This is a genomic window from Elioraea sp., from assembly GCF_051860475.1.
Lineage (GTDB): Bacteria > Pseudomonadota > Alphaproteobacteria > Acetobacterales > Acetobacteraceae > Elioraea.
Genome location: NZ_JBHYDW010000006.1, coordinates 1 through 17979, shown reverse-complemented (window position 1 = coordinate 17979; position 17979 = coordinate 1). Strand labels below are relative to the sequence as shown.

Below are 17979 nucleotides of genomic sequence, written 5' to 3'. Positions count from 1 at the left end.
CATGTATCTCGACTACTACGGCTTCACCGCGCATCCGTTCCTGATGACGCCGGATGCGCGGCTGTTCTTCGCCTCGAGCGTGCACGCGCGCGCGCATGCGCATCTGGTCTACGGGCTCGCGCAGCGCGAGGGCTTCGTGATCATCACCGGCGAGGTGGGTGCGGGGAAGACCACGCTGGTCGAGCGGCTCTGCGACGAGCTCGATCCCACAAGCTTCACCGTCGCGCGCATCATGACCAGCCAGGTTGCGGGCGACGATCTGCTGCGGCTCGTCGCCGACGCCTTCGGCGTCGCCTCCGACGGCACCAAGGCCGCCGTGCTGCGCGGCATCATGGACGCGCTGCGCGCAGGCGAGAGCGTCGGTCGGCGGCATCTGCTGATCGTCGACGAGGCGCAAGGGCTGCCGCCCTCGGCGCTCGAAGAGCTCCGCATGCTCTCGAACGTGACCGAGGACGGCCGCGCGCTGCTGCAGACCATCCTGCTCGGCCAGCCGCAGCTCCGCCGCACGATCGCCAGCCCCGATCTCGACCAGCTCCGGCAGCGCGTGCTCGCCTCCTATCATCTCGGCGGGCTCTCCAAGGACGAGACGCATGCCTATGTCGAGCACCGCATGCGCGCGGTCGGCTGGTCCGGCACGCCGCAGTGGGAGCCGGCCGCGCTCGACCTTGTCCATCGCTTCAGCTCCGGCATCCCGCGCCGGATCAACCGGCTCTGCGCGCGCGTGCTGCTCGGCGGCGCGCTCGAACACGCGCAGACGCTGACCGCGCCAATGGTCGAGATCACCGCGCGCGAGCTCGAGGAGGATCTCACCGGCGGGCAGCCCGCGGGCCGGGCGCCGCTGCGCGAGTTCGCCGCGCAGCATCAGCCGGCGCACGAGGGCGGGACGGTGCCGGCCTCGGCGATCGCGGATCTCGCGCGCCGGATCGAGATGCTGGAGATCCAGGCGGCGCGGCGTGAGCGCCTGTTCAACCGGCTGATGGACCTGTTCTCGGGGCTGGAAGGGCGGCGATGAGCGCTCCCGTCAACGCGATGAGCGTGGACGTGGAGGACTGGTTCCAGGTCCAGGCCTTCGCCGGGACGATCGGCCGTTCCGCCTGGGAGTCGTTGCCGCGCCGGGTCGAGGCGAACACCGAGCGCATCCTGGCGCTGTTCGAGGGCGCGGACGTGCGCGCGACCTTCTTCACCCTCGGCTGGGTGGCGGAACGGCACAAGGCGCTGATCCGGCGCATCGTCGCGGGCGGCCACGAGCTCGCGAGCCATGGCTACGGCCACGAACTGGTGCATGCGATCGGGCCGGAGGCGTTCCGCGCCGATCTCCGCCGCGCCAAGGCGGTGCTGGAGGACACGGGCGGCGTGACGGTGATCGGCTACCGCGCGCCGACCTTCTCGATCGGCCGGCGTTCGGCGCCGTGGGCGCATGCGGTGCTGGCCGAGGAGGGGCATCGCTACTCATCCTCGGTGTTCCCGGTGAAACACGACCTGTACGGCGAGCCGGACGCGCCGCGCGGCCCGCACTGGCCGGACCCCTCGGGCGTGGTGGAACTGCCGATGACCACGGTGCGCGTGGGCGGGCGCAACCTGCCCTGCGCCGGCGGCGGCTGGTTCCGCCTGGTGCCCTACGCGCTGTTCCGCGCCGGGCTCAGGCGCGTGAACGCCGGCGGCACGGCCGGACTGTTCTACTTCCACCCCTGGGAGGTCGATCCGGATCAGCCGCGCGTGGCGGCCGGGCGGCTCGCGCGCTTCCGCCACTATGTCGGGCTCGCGGCCATGGAAGGGCGCGTCGCCCGGCTGCTGTGCGACTTCGCCTGGGGCCGGATGGACCAGGTGTTCGCACCCACGATCGCGGCGTCATGAGCCGGAAAAACGGAGAGCCGGATGCCGCGTGACCAGACGATCGACTCCCTGCTCTCGTTCGCCGCACGGGCGATGCCGTTCAGCGGGGCGATCAAGCGCCGCATCAGGCAGCAGGTCGGCCAGCAGGTGATGAGCGAGCGGGTCCTCAAGGACCTGCCGGCCTTCGTGCCGAACTCCCGCGGCAGCCAGGGCCTGCTCGCCGACCTGACCTGGCAGTCGGTGCGCAGCACCTTCCCGCTGCTGAACCTGCTGCTGCGCCGCGATCGGCCGGCGGTGTTCGAGGAGGTGACCGCGCAGGCATTCTGCGCCGAGCGCCATGCCGAGGCCGAGGCGCTCGCCGCACTCCTGAACCGCTACGGCAGCGACAAGGCGAATTTCCACAGCTACCACTACGTCTACGCCAAGGTCTTCGCCGATCTGCCGCGGGTCTCGCGGCTGCTCGAGATCGGCCTCGGCACGCCGAACACCGCGATCGCCTCGCACATGGGCGTCGAGGGGCGGCCGGGCGCCTCGCTGCGCGCGTTCCGCGACTACCTGCCCGGTGCCGAGATCCACGGCGCCGATGTCGACCGGGCGATCCTGTTCCGCGAGGAGCGGATCGCGACGGTGTTCGTCGACCAGACGGATCTCGCAAGTTTCGCCGAACTGCGTGCGATCGCGGGCGCTCAGGGCTTCGACGTGATCATCGATGACGGGCTGCATTCGCCGGGCGCGAATCTGGCGGTTCTGCTGTTCGCGCTCGATGCGCTCTCCGCTCATGGCGTGCTGGTGATCGAGGACATCAAGGAGGACGCGCTGCCGGTCTGGCACGTCGTGCGCGCGCTGCTCTGGGAGGCGTGCGAGACCGCGCTGATCCGCGACGCCGCCGACTACCTGCTGGTGCTGCGGCCGCGCCGGTGAGCCGCCGCCCGGCAAGGCTTAACCGGCGCCGCGCTGAGAGCCACACGCATGCGGTCAGGGGGGAACACGCCGGATGCTTTCTTCAATGCTCCGAGCTGCCGGCCGAACCCTCCTCGACCGCTTCGGCTATGTAGCCGTCGCACAAGACGAATGGCGCCAGCTGCGGACCATGCGCGCCGTCCACAAGAAGGACGTGGTGGAGATCGAGGAGCTGTACCGGCGCTTCGTCTTCCCTGACCTGCCGCGGGACGGGCGACGGGCGGATGCGCTGCACGAGCTGCACGGCACCACCGTCGGCGAGGCGATCTACATCGTCCATCATCTGCACCAGGCACTCGCGCTGTCGGGCGATGTGTGCGAGTTCGGCTGCAACGAGGGCGCGACGTCGCGGCTGCTCGCGCAGGAGATCCTGCACGACCCGACCCGCACGCTCTGGCTGTTCGACAGCTTCGAGGGCCTGCCCGAGCCGACCGGGAAGGACCGGCTGATCGACGACATCGCCGGGCTCGGCTCGATGGCAGCGTATCGCGGCCAGATGCGCGCGACCGAGGACCAGGTGCGCGACAAGCTGGCCAAGGGAGGCTTCCCGCCGGAGCGGACGCGGCTGATCAAGGGCTGGATTAAAAAGACTCTCGCGCGGCCCGATGTGCCTGACACGGCCTGCTTCGCCTATGTCGATTTCGACTTCTACGAGCCGATCCGGGACGCGCTGCAGTTCCTCGACCGCGTGCTGCAGCCCGGTGGATGGATTGTGGTGGACGACTACGGTTTCTTCTCCGAGGGTGCGCAGCTTGCGGTCGACGAGTTCGTTGATGCCTCGGCCGGACGTTTCGTCCGCCACATGCCGCTGCCAATGGCCGGCAAGTTCTGCATCCTCGAACGCGCCGAACGCTGAGGAGACGCGCATGACCGTCCGCATTCGCGTCCTCGATGCGGCGAGTGCACCCGCCTGGGACGACTTCGTGCGCGCGACCGAGGCGGCGACGTTCTTCCATCGCTCTGGCTGGGAACGCGTGATCCGCGACGTGTTCGGCCACGCGACGCACTACGCGTATGCCGAGCAGGACGGCGCGATCGTCGGCGTGCTGCCGCTCGCGCGCATGAAGACGCTGCTGTTCGGCGACGTGCTCGCCTCGACGCCGTTCTGCGTCTATGGCGGCACCGCGGCCGCGACACCCGAGGCGGCCGCCGCCCTCGAAGCCCATGCGATCGATCTGCAGACGAAACTTGGCGCGCCCGCGCTCGAGTTCCGCCGCATCGCCGCCGAGGACCCGGGCTGGGCCGCCCGGCCGCCGCTCTACTACACGTTCCGGAAAGCCATCGCGCTCACCGGCGACGACGAGAAGGACATGGCGCGCAACATCCCGCGCAAGCAGCGCGCCGAAGTGCGCAAGGGCTTCAAGCGCGGGCTCACCTCGGTCTCGAACAGCGACACCGACACGCTGCACCGGGTCTATGCCGAGTCCGTGCGCAACCTCGGCTCGCCGGTGTTCCCGCGACGGTATTTCCGTGCCCTCGCCGAGGCGTTCCCCGACGAGCACGACGTCACCACCGTGCTGCACGAAGGACGCCCGGCCGCCGCGGTGCTGAACTTCCACTTCCGGGGCGAGGTGCTGCCCTATTACGGCGGCGGCACGGTCGCCGCGCGCCAGCTCTCGGCCAACGAGGTGATGTACTGGGAGGTGATGCGCCGGGCCGGCAACGAGCGGGGGGCGACGCGGTTCGATTTCGGCCGCTCCAAGTCCGGCACCGGCGCGTTCGACTACAAGAAGAACTGGGGCTTCGAGCCCGAGCAGCTGCACTACTGCTACCGGCTCGCCCCTGGCGCGGCGATCCCCGAGAACAACCCGAGCAACCCGAAGTACCGGCTGTTCATCGCGCTCTGGAAGCGCCTGCCGGTGCCGGTCGCGAACGTGCTGGGGCCGCCACTCGTGCGCGGGTTGGGGTAGGGTGCTCGTCCTCCTTCCCGCTGCTAGGAGATCGTATTGCCCAGCGCGAGTAGTGTGCGGTAATAGACCGCCTGGAAGGTCCCCCCTTCTGCACAAAGGGGGGACCCCCACCCTAGGACTTTGAGCCGCTGCCGGTCTTCCACTTCAGGTAGATGTCGAGGGCTCGGCAGAGGACCCCTAGGCCTAGAAGGCTTACAGTGATGGCCTCAAAGGGGCTCATCTTTTTGACCTCCTTCCAGGGCGCGGCCTTACGCAGGCCGCGCCCTCGTTCTACGTGCGGTCCGAGACTCTCCGATTGCATTTTGATGACAGTTGGATGAAGGCCGGGGTCCGGCTAAGGGCCGGCTAACATGCTGTTTCGACCGAGTTTCTACATTTTAAGCGAGAGATTTCTTGAACGCTGTTGTCACAATCATCTTTTGGCTTGCCTACGCAAGCGTCAGCCAAGGGCTGCGAGCGCCGCCTCCGGCGCGCGATCGAGGATCCTGAGCAGCGCCCTGGCGGGGCCGGCAGGCAGGCGCTTGCACTGCTCCCAGTTCCGCGTGCACGCCACGGCGGGCTCCGGCCGGGCGCCTAGGGGTCGGTACGGCGGGCGTCGAAGGCCTTGCCGCGCGGCCGCGCACCCCGGTCAGCGGGGCAGGCCGCGCCCGGCCAGCGTCTCGACGGTTCGCTCGCGGCACGCGGCGATGGGCGGGGGGACCGCCGCGACGCTGTCCACCGTGGCGTCCGGGTATGCGCGGCACATCGCGCCGAGCGCGGCGGGGCGGTCGCCGAGCAGGGCGTAGTTCGCGGCGAGCTGGCGGTTGACCCAGGCGGCGGCGGGGTTCGCCAGCACTTCCTTCCGCAGCCAGAGCGCGGCGGCGCCGTACCGCCCGGCGATGAAGAATCTGGCCGTCCGCGGATGGGCTGACCGAAAGCGGATAGCCGCCGCGTGCACCGCCGGGCCTCATCCGGCCGTGGAACCGAGGAGGCGAGCGATGAACACCGAAGGCATGCTGCGCAGGGACCTTCTGGCCCGCGGGGGCGCCGCGGCGACGCTCACGGGGCTGGCGCTCGCTCACGCCGCGGTCCCCGCCTGGGCCTTCCCGAGCAGGACCGGCGAGGAGGTCCTGCCCTGGCTCGACCAGCCGGCGGCCAACCCGGTGCCCGACGTCGTCCGCAACGTCCTTCGCTGGGAGGAACTCGGCTCCTGGATCACCCCCAACGAGAGATTCTTCCAGATCGGGCACTACGACTGGCCGGCGCTCGACGAGGCATCCTGGAAGCTGGAGCTTTCCGGCCGCGTCCAACGACCGCGCACCTTCTCGCTCGCCGAGATCAAGGCCCGGCCGCGGCGCGAAGTCGTATTCACGCTGGAGTGCGCCGGCAATCACGGCCCGCCCTTCTTCGTCGGCGGCATCGGCAACGCCCGGTGGGCGGGCACGCCGCTCGCCGCGGTCCTGGAGGAGGCCGGGGTGCTGCGGGACGGCATCGAGGTGGTGTTCTTCGGCGCCGACACCGGAGAGGAGGTGGTGCGCACGGTCCGGACGCGGCAGCACTTCGCCCGCAGCATGTCACTCGCCGACGCGATGAGCCCGCAGAACCTGCTCTGCTACGAGATGAACGGGGTGCCGCTGCCCCAGGCGAACGGATTCCCGCTGCGGCTGATCGCGCCGGGCTGGTACGGCATCGCCAACGTGAAGTGGCTTGAGCGGATCGAGGTGCGCGACCGGCGCTACATGGGCCGGTTCATGGCGCGGGACTACGTGACCCTCCGGGAGGAGCCGCGCAACGGGCGGATGGTGGGCGTGGAGACCTCGGTGGGGCGGGCGCTGCTCAAGTCCGCGCCGGCGAGGGTCACGCGGCTGGAGGGGCGGCACCGGATCGTCGGCGCGGCGTGGGGCGGCGACGTGGCGCGGGTCGAGGTGCAGATCGACGGCGGCGCGTGGGTGCCGGCCGTCATCGACCGCACCGAGGACGCCGAGTTCGCGTGGAAGATCTGGTCGCTGGAGTGGGCCGACCCGAGGCCGGGCGAGCACGCGGTCACGTCGCGGGCGACCGACGCCGCGGGGCGGGTGCAGCCGGCGATGGACGACCCGTTGATCGCCAACAAGCGCACCTACTGGGAGAGCAACGGGCAGGTGACGCGGCGCGTCCGTATCGGCTGAGGGAACCCGACTGGGCGGGGGTAACTCCGCGCCGACGCTCGCCCCGCCGTACGACGCGCTGCTCGCCGCCGGCGTGGACGCGGGGCGCATCTATCAGGATCTCGCCTCCGGCCGGCACGACGACCGGCCAGGCCTTGCCGCGTGTCTCAAGGCGCTGCGGCCCGGCGACACGCTCGTGCTGTGGCGACTGGACCGCCTCGGCCGCGACCTGCGGCACCTGGTCAGCACCGCGGAGGAGCTGCGCGGGCGCGGGCGGGATCGCCCATGCGGGCAGCGGTGTGGCCTTCACCTTCGCGGGCTTCGCCGACCTGTTGCCGGGCGGCGTGGTGGCGATCGCGCCGGGCTTCGCAGCCCTGCTAGACGCCGAGGGTGTGCCGAACGCGGGGATCCTCGCGGGACTGCGCCGCGCGCGGCGGTAGGCCCGGGGCAACGGACATGCTGTAAGGGGCGCCGATGCCCCGCCGCCTGCTCTTCCTGGCCCACCGCATCCCCTATCCGCCCGACAAGGGCGAGAAGATCCGCGCCTGGCACATGCTCGACCACCTCGCCGGCTCCTGGACGGTGGAGCTCGGCTGCCTGGTCGATGACCCGCGCGACCTCGACCACCTCGCGACGCTCCGCGCCCGCTGCGCCCATGTCGAGGCGCAGCGGCTGCGCGGCCGGTGGCAGGCAGCGGCACGGGCACTGACCCGGCTGCGGCCCGGCCAGCCGCTCTCGCTCGGCTGGTTCCACCACCCCATGCTCGCCGCCTGGGTCCGTCAGGGGCTGTGCGACCGCCGCTGGGACGCGGCCCTGGTCTATTCCTCGGCCATGGCGCCCTACGTGATGGGACCCGAGGCGCACCGGCCGGACTTCCGACGCGTGCTCGACATGGTCGACGTCGATTCGGCCAAGTGGCAGGCCTACGCCGCCGGGGCGAAGCCGCCGATGCGGCTCGTCTGGGCGCGCGAGGCGCGCACGTTGCTCGGCCTCGAGCGGCGCGCCGCCCTCGACTTCGACCGCACCCTGTTCGTCTCCGAGGAGGAGGCGCGGCACTTCGTCACGCTCGCGCCCGACTGTGCGGGGCGCGTCGATTGGGTCGAGAACGGGGTGGATCTCGCCCGGTTCGATCCCGCGCACGACTGGCCGAGCCCCTACCCGGACGGGGTCGTGCCGATCGTGTTCACCGGCACCATGGGCTACCGCCCGAATGTCGAGGCGGTGGCATGGTTCGCCGCGTCCGTGCTGCCGCTCCTGCGCCGCCGCGCGCCGCCGCCCTCGTTCTGGATCGTCGGTGCGAACCCTGCGCCGGCAGTGCAGGCGCTTGCCTCCCTGCCCGGCGTGCACGTGACAGGCACGGTGCCGGATGTGCGCCCGTATCTGGCGCATGCCGCGGTCGCGGTTGCGCCGCTCGCGATCGCGCGCGGCATCCAGAACAAGGTGCTGGAGGCGATGGCGATGGCCCGGCCCGTGGTCGCGACCCCGGCGGCGTTCGAGGGTGTCCGCGCTGTCCCGGGCCAGGACCTGCTGGTGGCGGAGGGTGCGGCGGCGACCGCTGCCGCCGTCGCCTCGGTGCTGGACGGGGCGCATCCGCGGCTCGGCACGGCCGCGCGCGCGGCCGTCCGGGCCGCGCATGACTGGGCGGCCACGCTCCGGCGCCTGGACGCGGTGCTGACGGCGTAGGCCGTTCCGCGCGGCGTTGTCCGCAGGGGGAGCCACCTTGTTCTCGCCACAGTCAGGCTCCAAGCCGACAACCGTAGCGAGAATTCATCGTCAGGCGCTGACGCCAGTCTGACAGACCGCGTTACGCATGGCGTCTCGGACCCCCCCGTTCCCGGGTGTGCCACTCCGGCGCCTCGGGCCCCCCCGACTGCCGAGAGCCCGGAGACACGAATGCCCGATCCGATCACCCAGGTGACGTTCCAGAATGCTGGCGTGCTGACCCTCGCGGGCGGTTTCGCGTCCTTCGGCCAGACCTTCCAGGCCGGCGACCTGCTGCCCGGCCAGCAGTTGCTGGCCGAGATCGGCGGCCAGCTCGTCGCGGTGCAGGTCGATGTGCGCAACACCCACCCCGACGGGTCGGTGAAGATGGCGGTGCTGACCATGGAGCGGCCGGAGCTCGCGCCGTGGCAGGAGGCGACCGCGACCCTGCTCGCCGGCGGGGCCGCAGCGCCGGCCGCGCCGGTCTCGCTCGCGCAGGTGCTTGCCGGGCACAGCGCCAGCCTGACGCTCGCGATCGAGGACGGCCGGGCGCCGCTCGGCATCGACATCGGCGCGGCCGTCACGCAGGCGATCGCGACCGGCACGGCGTCGTTCTGGCAGCAGGGCCCGTTCGCGACCCAGGCGCGCGTCGAGATCCCGGTCGAGAACTCCTCGCTGCGCGTGGTGCTCGACGTCACCGGCTACGCCGATGGCGAGATCCGCTTCACCGTCGGGCTCAACAACGACCGCGCGATGGAAGCGGTCGGCGGGCGGCTCAACTATGTCGCCACCGTCACGCTGGACGGCGCGACGGTGTTCGAGCAGGGCCTGAGCCATGGTCAGTACCAGCGGGTCAGCCTGGACTTCAGCTCGAACGAGGCGCACGGCATCCAGGGCCTCGGCGCGCCGCAGGAAGGCTGGCTGAACATCAAGCACGACATCGAGTACCTGAAGGCTGCGGCAGCGATCTTCCAGTACGACACCGACTTCGTCATCAACCCCGGAGACCTGCGGCACTACTACGAGCAGGTCGCCAACAACCCCCAATGGGGCGAGATCTTCTGGAACCACGGGGTCGCCCAGTCCATGGGCAATGCCGGCGGGCGGCCGGACATCGGCTACACCACCGCGCCGAACGCCTCCTGGATCATCAGCCAGGATGCCGCGGCGGCGGACTACGCGCTCGGCCAGGCCAAGGTCGCCGGCTACGTGCCGTGGAACTTCTATGACATGGCCAACGGCACGGTGCTCACCACCGAGCACTATCCCCGGCTCTGGACCGACGGGCGCGGCGGCACCGGCACTCCCGGCAGCAGCGCCTCCACCGGCCTCACCCAGCAGGTCTCCACCGACACCGGCTGGGGGCCCGACCGGGCGCACCAGCCCGACCTCTCCTTCGTGCCCTACCTGCTGACGGGCGAGCGCTGGATCTACGACAACGTCATGACCCAGGCCTCGCACTCGCTGATGGATGTCTGGCCGGCGGTGCGCGGCAACGGCGAGGGCATCGTCATCCGTGACGCCCAGCTGCGCAGCGCCGCCTGGTCGATGCGCCAGCTCGAACACGCCGCCTGGATCGCCGAGGACGGCAGCACCGAGGCGGCGTTCTTCACCAAAACGATCGCCGACAACTGGAACTGGGTTCTCGCCAACGCCAACGCCTGGACCGCGACCTATGGCGAGATCGCCGGGTTCATTCCGAGCGCGGCCTACGGCGATCACATCCCGGTCTGGCAGACCAACATGTTCGCCGGCGTGGTCGCGCTCTCCGCGCTGCGCGGCAGCACGGAAGCGCTGCAGGTGCTGGACTTCATGTCCAACTTCCTGCTCGGCGCGCTCAACTCGGCCAGCAAGGGCTTCGATCCGCACAACGCGGCGGTGATCACGATCCCGACCGCCGTGAACGGCACGCCGCTGACCCGCTGGAGCGATGTCGCGGACGTGATGCGCGCCGCCGGCACCTATGCCGACGGGGCGTTCACCTACACCGAGCAGGAATACCACCGGATGCTGGTGGGCGGCCTCACCATGGCCTACGCCGCCACCGGCGACGCGCGCTATCGCGACGCGGTCGAGACCTTCCTCGCCCTCGCCCCGCCCGGTGCGCGCACCGACAACTACGTCCGCGTGCCCCAGTTCGCGGTGACGATCCGCGAGCTGCACGATCTCTACATGAACGATCCGCTCTACCCGACCACCGCGAACAAGCCGGCCGCGCACGTGATCGGCACGGGGCCCGACGAGATCGTGCTGAAGATCTCGCAGGACTGGTTCAATGGCAGCGCCCAGTACGTCATTTCCGTCGACGGCAAGCAGGTGGGCGGCGTGTTCACCGCCTCGGCGCTGAAGTCGCTCGCCGAGGCCGACACCGTGACGATCCGCGGCGATTTCGGCGACACCGTCACCGTGCGCGTGCAGATGACCAACGACCTCTATTTCGGCTCGCTCGCACGCGACCGCAACCTCTACGTCAACGCGATCAGCTACAACGGCGAGGATCTGCCGACGCGCGCCTATCTCGCGAACAACACGCCGCAGGATTTCGTGTTCAAGGCCGACGGGACGATGATCAGCCCGCCGGCGCTCGTGAAGCCGGAGCCGAACGTCATCGCGATTCCCGAGATCGACCCGCTGCCGCCGAAGACGGTGGCGCTCGGCGACGGGCCGGACGAGGTGGTAATCCGGCTGAACCAGGACTGGTACCTCGACTCCGCCAAGTACGTCGTGCTGCTCGACGGCAAGCAGGTCGGCGGGGTGCAGGAGGCCGCGGCGTTCCGCTCCGCCGGCGAGACCGACACGCTGATCATCCGCGGCCATTTCTCCGACGGTCCGGTCAAGCTGGCGATCCGTTACGTCAACGACCTGAGCGACGGCTATGGCCGCGACCGGAACCTGTACGTGCAGTCGGCCACGCTCAACGGCGAGACGCTCGACATCGCGCCGAAGAAGAGCCTGATGGCGCAGAACGAGACCGCCGTGATCGCCTTCGAGCGCCCGGACCTGACGCCGAAGACGGTGGTGGTCGGCAGCGGTCCGGACGAGATGGTGTTCCAGGTCAACCAGAACTACTGGCAGGGCAAGTCCGAGTACGTCGTGCTGGTCAACGGCGTGGAACTCGGCGGGCGCCAGACGGTCAACGCGCTGCTTGCCAATGGCGAGTACGACACCGTGATCGTGCGCGGCAGCTTCCCCGACGGCACCGCGGTCGGGCTGAAGTTCATGAACGACACGCATGCCGGCTGGAACAAGGGCCGCGACATCTTCGTCCATGCCGCCGAGATGAACGGCGCGGCGCTTGCGGTATCGCAATGGGGGCTGCTCTCCAACGGCGCGGTTTCGACCGCGACGGTCGGCGTGCCGGCGCCGCCGCCTTCCACGGCGCCGTTGCAGGTTGCGCCGATCTTCTTCCTCGCGCCGGTTGCCGAGCTCACGCCGAAGACCGTCGAACTGGGCGAGGGGGCCGATCAGGTGGTGGTACGGCTGAACCAGTCCTGGTTCGACGGCTCGGCCGAGTATGTCGTGCTGGTCGACGGAGTACAGCTCGACGGCGTGCAGGTGGCCTCGGCGCTGCGCGCAAAGAACGAGACCGACACGCTGATCATCCGCGGCGAGTTCGACGCCAACACGACGATCGCGATCCGGTTCACCAACGACGCGTATTACGGCAACACGAGCGCGGATCGGAACCTGTTCATCCAGTCGGCGACGTTCAACGGCCTCGCCGTCGCCGTCGACCAGAAGAATCTGCTGCTGACCGGCGACACCGCCATGATCGGCCTGTCGGCCACGCTGCCCTCCGTGCCTCCGCCATCGCCGCCGCCGGTCTCGGAGGCGCCCCCTCCACCCCCGCCACCGCCCTCCGAACCTGAGCCGCCGCCCACGCCGCGCGAACCGGCGATGCATGTGTTCGGGTCGGGGCCGGACGAGGTGGTGTTCCGCATCTCGCAGACCCCGTTCGAGGGCTCGGCGTTCTACGCCGTGATGGTCGCCGGCGTGACCTACCCCGCGCGGCACACGATCGAGGCGCAGGCGCTGAAGTCCGATGGGGTGGCCGACACGGTGATCGTGCGCGGCGACTTCACCGGGACCGTGCCGATCGCCGTGCTGTACCGGCAGGATCTCGGCGAGCGGGCGCTGCACATCGAGGGGATCACGGTCAACGGCCATGCCGTGCCCGGCAGCGTCGTGACCATGGCGGATGCGGGCATGCGCGGCTTCGAGGTCAACGTCCTGCCCAGAATGCCCGAGGCGGAGCCGTCGCCCCCGGCGCCAGCGGAGCCCGAGGCGGAGGCACCGCCCGAGGCCCCCGCCCCGCCCCCCGCGGCTTCCGACCCGGGCGACCGCCCGCTGCTGTTCCACTTCTCTGACGACGGCGGCCGCGCGCACGGACTCCTCCGGATCGAGGCCAATGGCGAGCTCGTGTTTGCGCATCGGCCGCCGCTGCGCGAGCCGGGCGCCGGACTGCCGCAGACGGTCGCGATCGACGTCGCGGCGGCCGGCAGCACCGAATTCGTGCTGCGCTACGACACCGCCGACGCCACCCTGCCGGCCGCCGGACCGCGCCTGGCGCAGGTCGTGCACGACGGGCTCGACCTGCCGACCCTGCGCCATGATTTCGGTGCCTCCGGCCTGTTCCGGTTCACCGTCCATGCCGGCAGCGCGGCGGACGAGGTGCTGGTCGGTTCGGACGGCGCCGACGTGTTCCTGCTCAACGGCGGCGCCGACCGGATCACCACAGGGGCGGGCCAGGATCTGCTGGTCGTGCGGGCCCCCGGCGCCTACCGGGTGACCGACTTCAACCCGGCACAGGACCGTCTGCTGTTCGAGGGCATGGCGGCGGCGAGCCTCTCCGTCACGCAGGCCGGCATGGACACGGTGATCGGCTTCGAGGGCGGCAGCGTGGTGCTGGAAGGGCAGCGCAGGCTTGCGCTCGACACGATCGTGCTGAACCCCGAGGCGCTGTTCGCCTGACCGGCGGCGGCGGGGGTGGTTCCCGTCCCCCGCCGCTTCGCCGGGAGGACGGGAGTTCGGTGCGCCGCGGGCACGGAATCCTGTCGGAAAACCTTACACCCCGGCACGAACGATGCCGCGGCGCAATGCAAGGGCGAAGCGGATCAGGAACTTCGCGCACCTGGCACAACCCTTGCTGACCGCCGGGACCATCCGTTCAACCTGATCTGCCGGGAGCAGCCATGTCCTCGTTCAGCCTCAAGACCACCGCCCTTGCCGGGGCCTTCGCCGTCGGCCTGACCGCCGCGGCCCAGGCCGCGCCGGTCGTCACCCAGCCCTTCGCCAACGATGCCGCGTTCAACGCCTTCCTGACCGAACCCGGCGTGGCCGAGGCGTTCGTCGCCCAGGGCCGCGTCGGCAGCAACACGCTGTCGGGTGACTACGAGATCGGTCTGCACACACCGCCGAACTTCACCAATGCCGGCCCGATCGCCGGCGGCTCGACGCAGTGGATCTGGGGCAACAACAGCGGCAACAATGCTCCGGTCGCCTTCACCCTGGCGCGGGTCGGCGATGCCGTCACCTTCAGCATGGGCAACTACTCGGCAACCTACACCGACGCCCTGGTGGAGGACGTCAACGCCCTCGCCCTGCGCCTGCGCACCTCGGGCGCGAGCAGCCTGAACATCACCGATCTGATGCTGGACAGCGACCTGGTCGGCAGCGGTTCCTTCGCCAGCGTGAACGCGAACGGCGCGGAATGGTGGCTGATCGAAGGCATCACTGGCGACTTCACGCTGGCCGGCAAGGCGACGCTGAACTGGACGGGCAGCAAGCCCGGCTCCTCGGCGCTGTCGTTCCAGATCAAGGGTCTGGTCACGCCGGTGCCCGAGCCGGCCTCGCTCGCGCTGCTCGGCATGGGCCTCGCGGGCCTTGGCTTCGCCGCGCGCCGCCGCCGCGGCTGATCCGGCCCGGCTGGAACCGCCACGAAGGGGCGGCACCGCGAGGTGCCGCCCTTTTCGTGTTTTGACCCCGCCCGCCCGTTCTGCGACACATCACGCTAGGATCGAGACGCCGCCACCACCACCGCGGAGCCCCCGATGAACGCGATCGGCCAGACGGTCGCCCCGCCCCCCGCCGCGACCGAAGCGACGCCCGCGCCCGCGGACTGGCGGCCGGCCGCGCTCGCGCTGCTGGCCGGGCTCGCCGCGCTGCTCGCGGTGTTCTGGACCGAGGCGGCAGCGGCGGTGCGGGTCTGGGAGACCTCCACCGCCTACAACCATTGCTGGCTGATCGCGCCGATCGCCGCCTGGCTCGCCTGGCAGCGCCGCCACCGCCTCGCCGTGCTCGCGCCGCGCCCCCAGCCCCTGCTCGCGCTGCTGGCAATCCCGCCCGCCCTCGCCTGGCTGGTGGCGGAGCGGCTGGGCATCATGGAGGGCCGCCAGCTCACCGCCTGGGCGCTGATCCAGGTCTTCGTGCTGAGCGTGATCGGCTGGCGCGCCGCGGCGGCGATGGCGATCCCGCTCGCCTACACGATCTTCCTGGTCCCGTTCGGCGGCTTCACGGTGCCGTATCTCCAGCTCATCACCGCCCGGTTCATCGAGGTCGGGCTGACCCTCTGGGGGATCTCGCACTACTCCGAGGGGCTGCTGATCGAGACCCCGGCGGGGCTGTTCCACGTCGCCGAGGCCTGTGCCGGCTTGCGCTTCGCGATCGCCGCCCTGGCGTTCGGCGCGCTCTATGCCGCGACCATGTTCCGCAGCCCTGGGCGGCGGCTGATCGTGATGGCGCTCGCCATCATCGTGCCGATCATCGCCAACGGCATCCGCGCCCTCGGCATCGTCATCGCCGCCGAGTATCTGGGCAGCGCCGAGGCGGCGGCGGCCGACCACGTGATCTACGGCTGGGGCTTCTTCTCGGTGGTGCTGCTGCTGCTGATCCTGGCCGGGCTGCCGTTCCGCGAGGACCGGCCGGAGAAGCCCGGCGAGGGCTGGTGGCGCCGGCTGGCCCGCCCCGCGAGCCCTGCCCGGCCGCGGCCGGCGATGCTGGCCGGGGCGGCGGTGCTGGGGGTCGCGCTCGCCGCCGCAGGGCCCGCGGCGGCGGCCACGTTGCAGGCCGAGGGCGCGCGCGCGCCCGACGAGCCCGCGCCGCGTCTCGCCCTGCCCGCGGGCTGCACCACGACCGACTGCGCCGGCTTCACGGTCTCCGCCCGCGTGCTGGTGTTCCCCCAGGCCGCGACCTGGAACGAGGTCGCCGGCGCACGGCGGCGGATCGCGCAGGAGCACGACCAGGATCTCACCTTCACCGTGCCGATCGGCGGCGGCGGCGCCTGGCGCGTGCGCCAGCAGGGCGCCGAGGGCCGGCTGGTCGCCACCGCCTCGTGGCTGGATGGGCGCGCGGTGGGCGACGGGCTGCGCAGCCGGGCGGACCAGGCGCTGAACAGCCTTGCCGGCGGGCGCGGTCATCCGGTGGTGGCGGCGGTGGAGCTCAGGGCGCCGGAGGGCACGGTCCCCGTGCAGGGCCGGACGGCGATCCAGGCGCTGCTCGAGGCGCAGGCCGAGGGGTTGGCGGCCCAGGCGGCGTCGCTGTCGCGGCGCTGAGGGGCCCTCACCCTGGCCCTCTCCCGCACGCGGGAGAGGGGACGCGCCGGCGCCACCGGGTTCCCTCGCCCCCGCAAGGGGGAGAGGGTCAGGGTGAGGGGGGCCGCCCCCGTCGGAAACCCTTACACCGCCTCAGCCGAACCCGAGCACCACGGCAAGACAGCGTTCGAGCGCCAGCATCTCCTCGCGCGCGAGCCGCCCGACCGTGCCACGCGCGCGGTCGCGCCGCACCGCGGTGACCTTCTCGACCATCACCCAGCAGGGCGCGGCGAGCGGCAGGGCGGGGCCGGGCGTGACGGGCACGCGCAGGAGTGGCGCGTCCCGGCCCTCGGTGGTGAGCGGACAGACGATCAGCGAGCGCGTCCCGGCGAACAGGTCGGACTGCACCACCACCGCCGGGCGCGGCTTCCCGGCATAGTCGCCGGCGCCGCGATCGGCGATCAGCACCACGTCACCCCGGTGCACGGGGCTCCTCGTCCTCCGCGTCGAACACCGAGACGCGTTCGAGGAACTCCATGGTGTCGTCGAAGCCCGGAGTCGCATCGACCAGGCGCGCCTGGCGGCGTGCCTCGGCGGCGAAGCCAGGCGCGCGGGTGTCGGGCACCCAGATCTGGACCGGTCTCAACCCACGCGCGCGCAGGCCGGCGCGGTGGGCGGCGACGCGGGAGCGGGTCGGGCGCGCGGGCGGGGGCATTTGTTACATGTAACACTGTGGGGGGCGCGGTCAAGCGGGCGTGCGGTCGCGGCGGCCCTCACCCTGTCCCTCTCGCATGCGGGAGAGGGGACGCGCCGTCGCCACCGGGTTGCCTCCCTCGTCCGTGGGAGAGGGCCAGGGTGAGGGCCGGCGGCCTCGCGCGGAAGTTGAAAACGACCCCAGCACGAAGTCATGTCGGAAAATCTTACACCCGCCCCAGCCCAGGTGCGCCGGACTGTCACAATCAGCGGCAATCCGGTGTTGGCCCGGAACATGCATTGATATTGCACGAGCCAGACAGGCGCCATGATGCGGCGGCAGGTCGAGAAACGGAGCAGATTGATGCAACTCGGCAAGGTTGCTCTCGGGGGATTGGCCGGCGCGGCGATGCTGGCGATCGGCGGGATGAGCGGCGCGGCGTACGCGGCCCCGAGCTGCGGGGGGACGGCCGCCACCAGCGATGTCTCGCTGACCATCAACTACCCGCCCTCGGTGAGCTACTACGCGACCTCGTGCGCGGCGATCTCTCCCGCCAATGCAAGCCCAGGCGCCACCACCACGGCGTTCAACAATGCCCTGACGGCCCCCGGCGCGGCGGACGATTTCGTGTTCATCGTCCGCGACGACACGAACGGTGGCGCACCGAACGCCGGTTCGGCCTTCGGTCTCGACTTCACCCTGTCGGCCGCCGTCGGCAGCTCCAGCGGAAGCTACATCCTGACCTGGACCGACCCGGCGCCGAGCGACTTGCCGATGATCATCGATCTCGGCATCAACCTGAAGGCTTCCACGGGCGACGCGGCCTACATCCTGCCGAACGTCCTGCTGACGGTCAGCCCGAACAGCGGCACCGGCACGTTCGAGATCGTCCTGCCGAACCCGGGCGGACAGATTCCCGCCCTCTCGGGCCTGTCGATCCTTGGTCGGTTCGTTGGCAACCCGCCGCCCAACGGCACCCCGGTGCCGGAGCCCGCGTCGCTTGCGCTGCTCGGCATGGGTCTGCTCGGCCTCGGCTACGCGCTGCGCCGGCGCAGCGCGCGCTGACGCGCGCTCCCCGCTGACGGCGGCCTGAGACAAGGGCCGGGAGGGCGACCTCCCGGCCCTTCGCTTTTCGCCGTTCCCCCTCACCCCAACCCTCTCCCCCTCGCGGGGGAGAGGGAGTCGTGCGGCGCCGCCAGGTCCCCTCTCCCGCGTGCGGGAGAGCG

15 protein-coding genes and 1 pseudogene are annotated in these 17979 nt (G+C 71.1%); 13 read left to right on the top strand and 3 right to left on the bottom strand.

All coding sequences use genetic code 11. The features are described 5' to 3' along the window. Nucleotide 1: 1 nt before the first annotated feature. From ACTIFU_RS02260 to ACTIFU_RS02240, 5 genes are all read left to right on the top strand, one after another. Entirely contained in the window at nucleotides 2-1012 is a 1011-nt protein-coding gene (locus ACTIFU_RS02260) for an AAA family ATPase (protein ID WP_439576657.1), read from the top strand. Then, entirely contained in the window at nucleotides 1009-1854 is an 846-nt protein-coding gene (locus ACTIFU_RS02255; RefSeq protein ID WP_439576656.1) for an XrtA system polysaccharide deacetylase, read from the top strand. The genes ACTIFU_RS02260 and ACTIFU_RS02255 overlap by 4 nt, the downstream gene beginning before the upstream one ends. A 21-nt stretch (nucleotides 1855-1875) precedes the next feature. Then, nucleotides 1876-2754, top strand: a complete 879-nt coding sequence (locus tag ACTIFU_RS02250) for a hypothetical protein (protein ID WP_439576655.1) — start codon at nucleotides 1876-1878, stop codon at nucleotides 2752-2754. 169 nt (nucleotides 2755-2923) lie between these two features. Next, a complete protein-coding gene (locus tag ACTIFU_RS02245; RefSeq protein ID WP_439576654.1) occupies nucleotides 2924-3649 on the top strand; it encodes a TylF/MycF/NovP-related O-methyltransferase in 726 nt (241 codons plus the stop codon). A 10-nt stretch (nucleotides 3650-3659) separates the two neighbouring features. Continuing rightward, on the top strand, nucleotides 3660-4703 hold the full coding sequence (locus ACTIFU_RS02240) for a FemAB family XrtA/PEP-CTERM system-associated protein (RefSeq protein WP_439576653.1): 1044 nt from the start codon (nucleotides 3660-3662) through the stop codon (nucleotides 4701-4703). 628 nt (nucleotides 4704-5331) lie between these two features. Here the strand turns inward: ACTIFU_RS02240 and ACTIFU_RS02235 are convergent. Beyond that, nucleotides 5332-5640, bottom strand: coding sequence for a hypothetical protein (locus ACTIFU_RS02235; protein ID WP_439576652.1), 309 nt, complete (start codon nucleotides 5638-5640; stop codon nucleotides 5332-5334). Between the two features lie 40 nt (nucleotides 5641-5680). Between ACTIFU_RS02235 and ACTIFU_RS02230 the strand changes: the two genes are divergently transcribed. The 7 genes and pseudogenes from ACTIFU_RS02230 (at nucleotide 5681) to xrtA (ending at nucleotide 16080) form a co-directional block, all read left to right on the top strand. Further along, entirely contained in the window at nucleotides 5681-6850 is a 1170-nt protein-coding gene (locus tag ACTIFU_RS02230; RefSeq protein ID WP_439576651.1) for a sulfite oxidase, read from the top strand. 10 nt (nucleotides 6851-6860) lie between these two features. Then, nucleotides 6861-7091: pseudogene (locus ACTIFU_RS02225) on the top strand (recombinase family protein); the annotation flags it as partial. A gap of 37 nt (nucleotides 7092-7128) precedes the next feature. Beyond that, complete coding sequence (locus ACTIFU_RS02220; protein ID WP_439576650.1) at nucleotides 7129-7269, top strand: hypothetical protein; 141 nt, start codon at nucleotides 7129-7131, stop codon at nucleotides 7267-7269. Between the two features lie 34 nt (nucleotides 7270-7303). Beyond that, nucleotides 7304-8512, top strand: coding sequence for a TIGR03087 family PEP-CTERM/XrtA system glycosyltransferase (locus ACTIFU_RS02215; protein WP_439576649.1), 1209 nt, complete (start codon nucleotides 7304-7306; stop codon nucleotides 8510-8512). Nucleotides 8513-8722: 210 nt separating this feature from the next. Then, nucleotides 8723-13501 carry a carbohydrate-binding domain-containing protein gene (locus ACTIFU_RS02210; RefSeq protein WP_439576648.1) on the top strand — a complete coding sequence of 1593 codons (4779 nt, stop codon included), beginning with the start codon at nucleotides 8723-8725 and terminating at the stop codon, nucleotides 13499-13501. Between the two features lie 221 nt (nucleotides 13502-13722). After that, nucleotides 13723-14445: an FxDxF family PEP-CTERM protein gene (locus ACTIFU_RS02205; protein ID WP_439576647.1), complete on the top strand. Its 723-nt coding sequence runs from the start codon at nucleotides 13723-13725 to the stop codon at nucleotides 14443-14445. Nucleotides 14446-14580: 135 nt separating this feature from the next. Further along, nucleotides 14581-16080 (top strand): exosortase A, encoded by a 1500-nt coding sequence (gene xrtA, locus ACTIFU_RS02200; protein ID WP_439576646.1) that lies wholly within the window; start codon nucleotides 14581-14583, stop codon nucleotides 16078-16080. A gap of 132 nt (nucleotides 16081-16212) precedes the next feature. Here xrtA and ACTIFU_RS02195 read toward each other — a convergent pair whose 3' ends face one another. Then, entirely contained in the window at nucleotides 16213-16545 is a 333-nt protein-coding gene (locus ACTIFU_RS02195; protein ID WP_439576645.1) for a type II toxin-antitoxin system PemK/MazF family toxin, read from the bottom strand. Continuing rightward, nucleotides 16532-16774: an antitoxin MazE family protein gene (locus ACTIFU_RS02190; protein WP_439576644.1), complete on the bottom strand. Its 243-nt coding sequence runs from the start codon at nucleotides 16772-16774 to the stop codon at nucleotides 16532-16534. The genes ACTIFU_RS02195 and ACTIFU_RS02190 overlap by 14 nt, the downstream gene beginning before the upstream one ends. 309 nt (nucleotides 16775-17083) lie before the next feature. Between ACTIFU_RS02190 and ACTIFU_RS02185 the strand changes: the two genes are divergently transcribed. Continuing rightward, nucleotides 17084-17818 (top strand): PEP-CTERM sorting domain-containing protein, encoded by a 735-nt coding sequence (locus tag ACTIFU_RS02185; RefSeq protein WP_439576643.1) that lies wholly within the window; start codon nucleotides 17084-17086, stop codon nucleotides 17816-17818. Nucleotides 17819-17979 lie beyond the last annotated feature (161 nt).

Coding starts and splice junctions, on each gene's coding strand:
- ACTIFU_RS02240 (WP_439576653.1), top strand. CDS start 3,660: ATGACCGTCCGCATTCGCGTCCTCGATGCGGCGAGTGCACCCGCCTGG.
- xrtA (WP_439576646.1), top strand. CDS start 14,581: ATGAACGCGATCGGCCAGACGGTCGCCCCGCCCCCCGCCGCGACCGAA.
- ACTIFU_RS02230 (WP_439576651.1), top strand. CDS start 5,681: ATGAACACCGAAGGCATGCTGCGCAGGGACCTTCTGGCCCGCGGGGGC.
- ACTIFU_RS02250 (WP_439576655.1), top strand. CDS start 1,876: ATGCCGCGTGACCAGACGATCGACTCCCTGCTCTCGTTCGCCGCACGG.
- ACTIFU_RS02185 (WP_439576643.1), top strand. CDS start 17,084: ATGCGGCGGCAGGTCGAGAAACGGAGCAGATTGATGCAACTCGGCAAG.
- ACTIFU_RS02255 (WP_439576656.1), top strand. CDS start 1,009: ATGAGCGCTCCCGTCAACGCGATGAGCGTGGACGTGGAGGACTGGTTC.
- ACTIFU_RS02205 (WP_439576647.1), top strand. CDS start 13,723: ATGTCCTCGTTCAGCCTCAAGACCACCGCCCTTGCCGGGGCCTTCGCC.
- ACTIFU_RS02190 (WP_439576644.1), bottom strand. CDS start 16,774: ATGCCCCCGCCCGCGCGCCCGACCCGCTCCCGCGTCGCCGCCCACCGC.
- ACTIFU_RS02245 (WP_439576654.1), top strand. CDS start 2,924: ATGCGCGCCGTCCACAAGAAGGACGTGGTGGAGATCGAGGAGCTGTAC.
- ACTIFU_RS02260 (WP_439576657.1), top strand. CDS start 2: ATGTATCTCGACTACTACGGCTTCACCGCGCATCCGTTCCTGATGACG.
- ACTIFU_RS02215 (WP_439576649.1), top strand. CDS start 7,304: ATGCCCCGCCGCCTGCTCTTCCTGGCCCACCGCATCCCCTATCCGCCC.
- ACTIFU_RS02210 (WP_439576648.1), top strand. CDS start 8,723: ATGCCCGATCCGATCACCCAGGTGACGTTCCAGAATGCTGGCGTGCTG.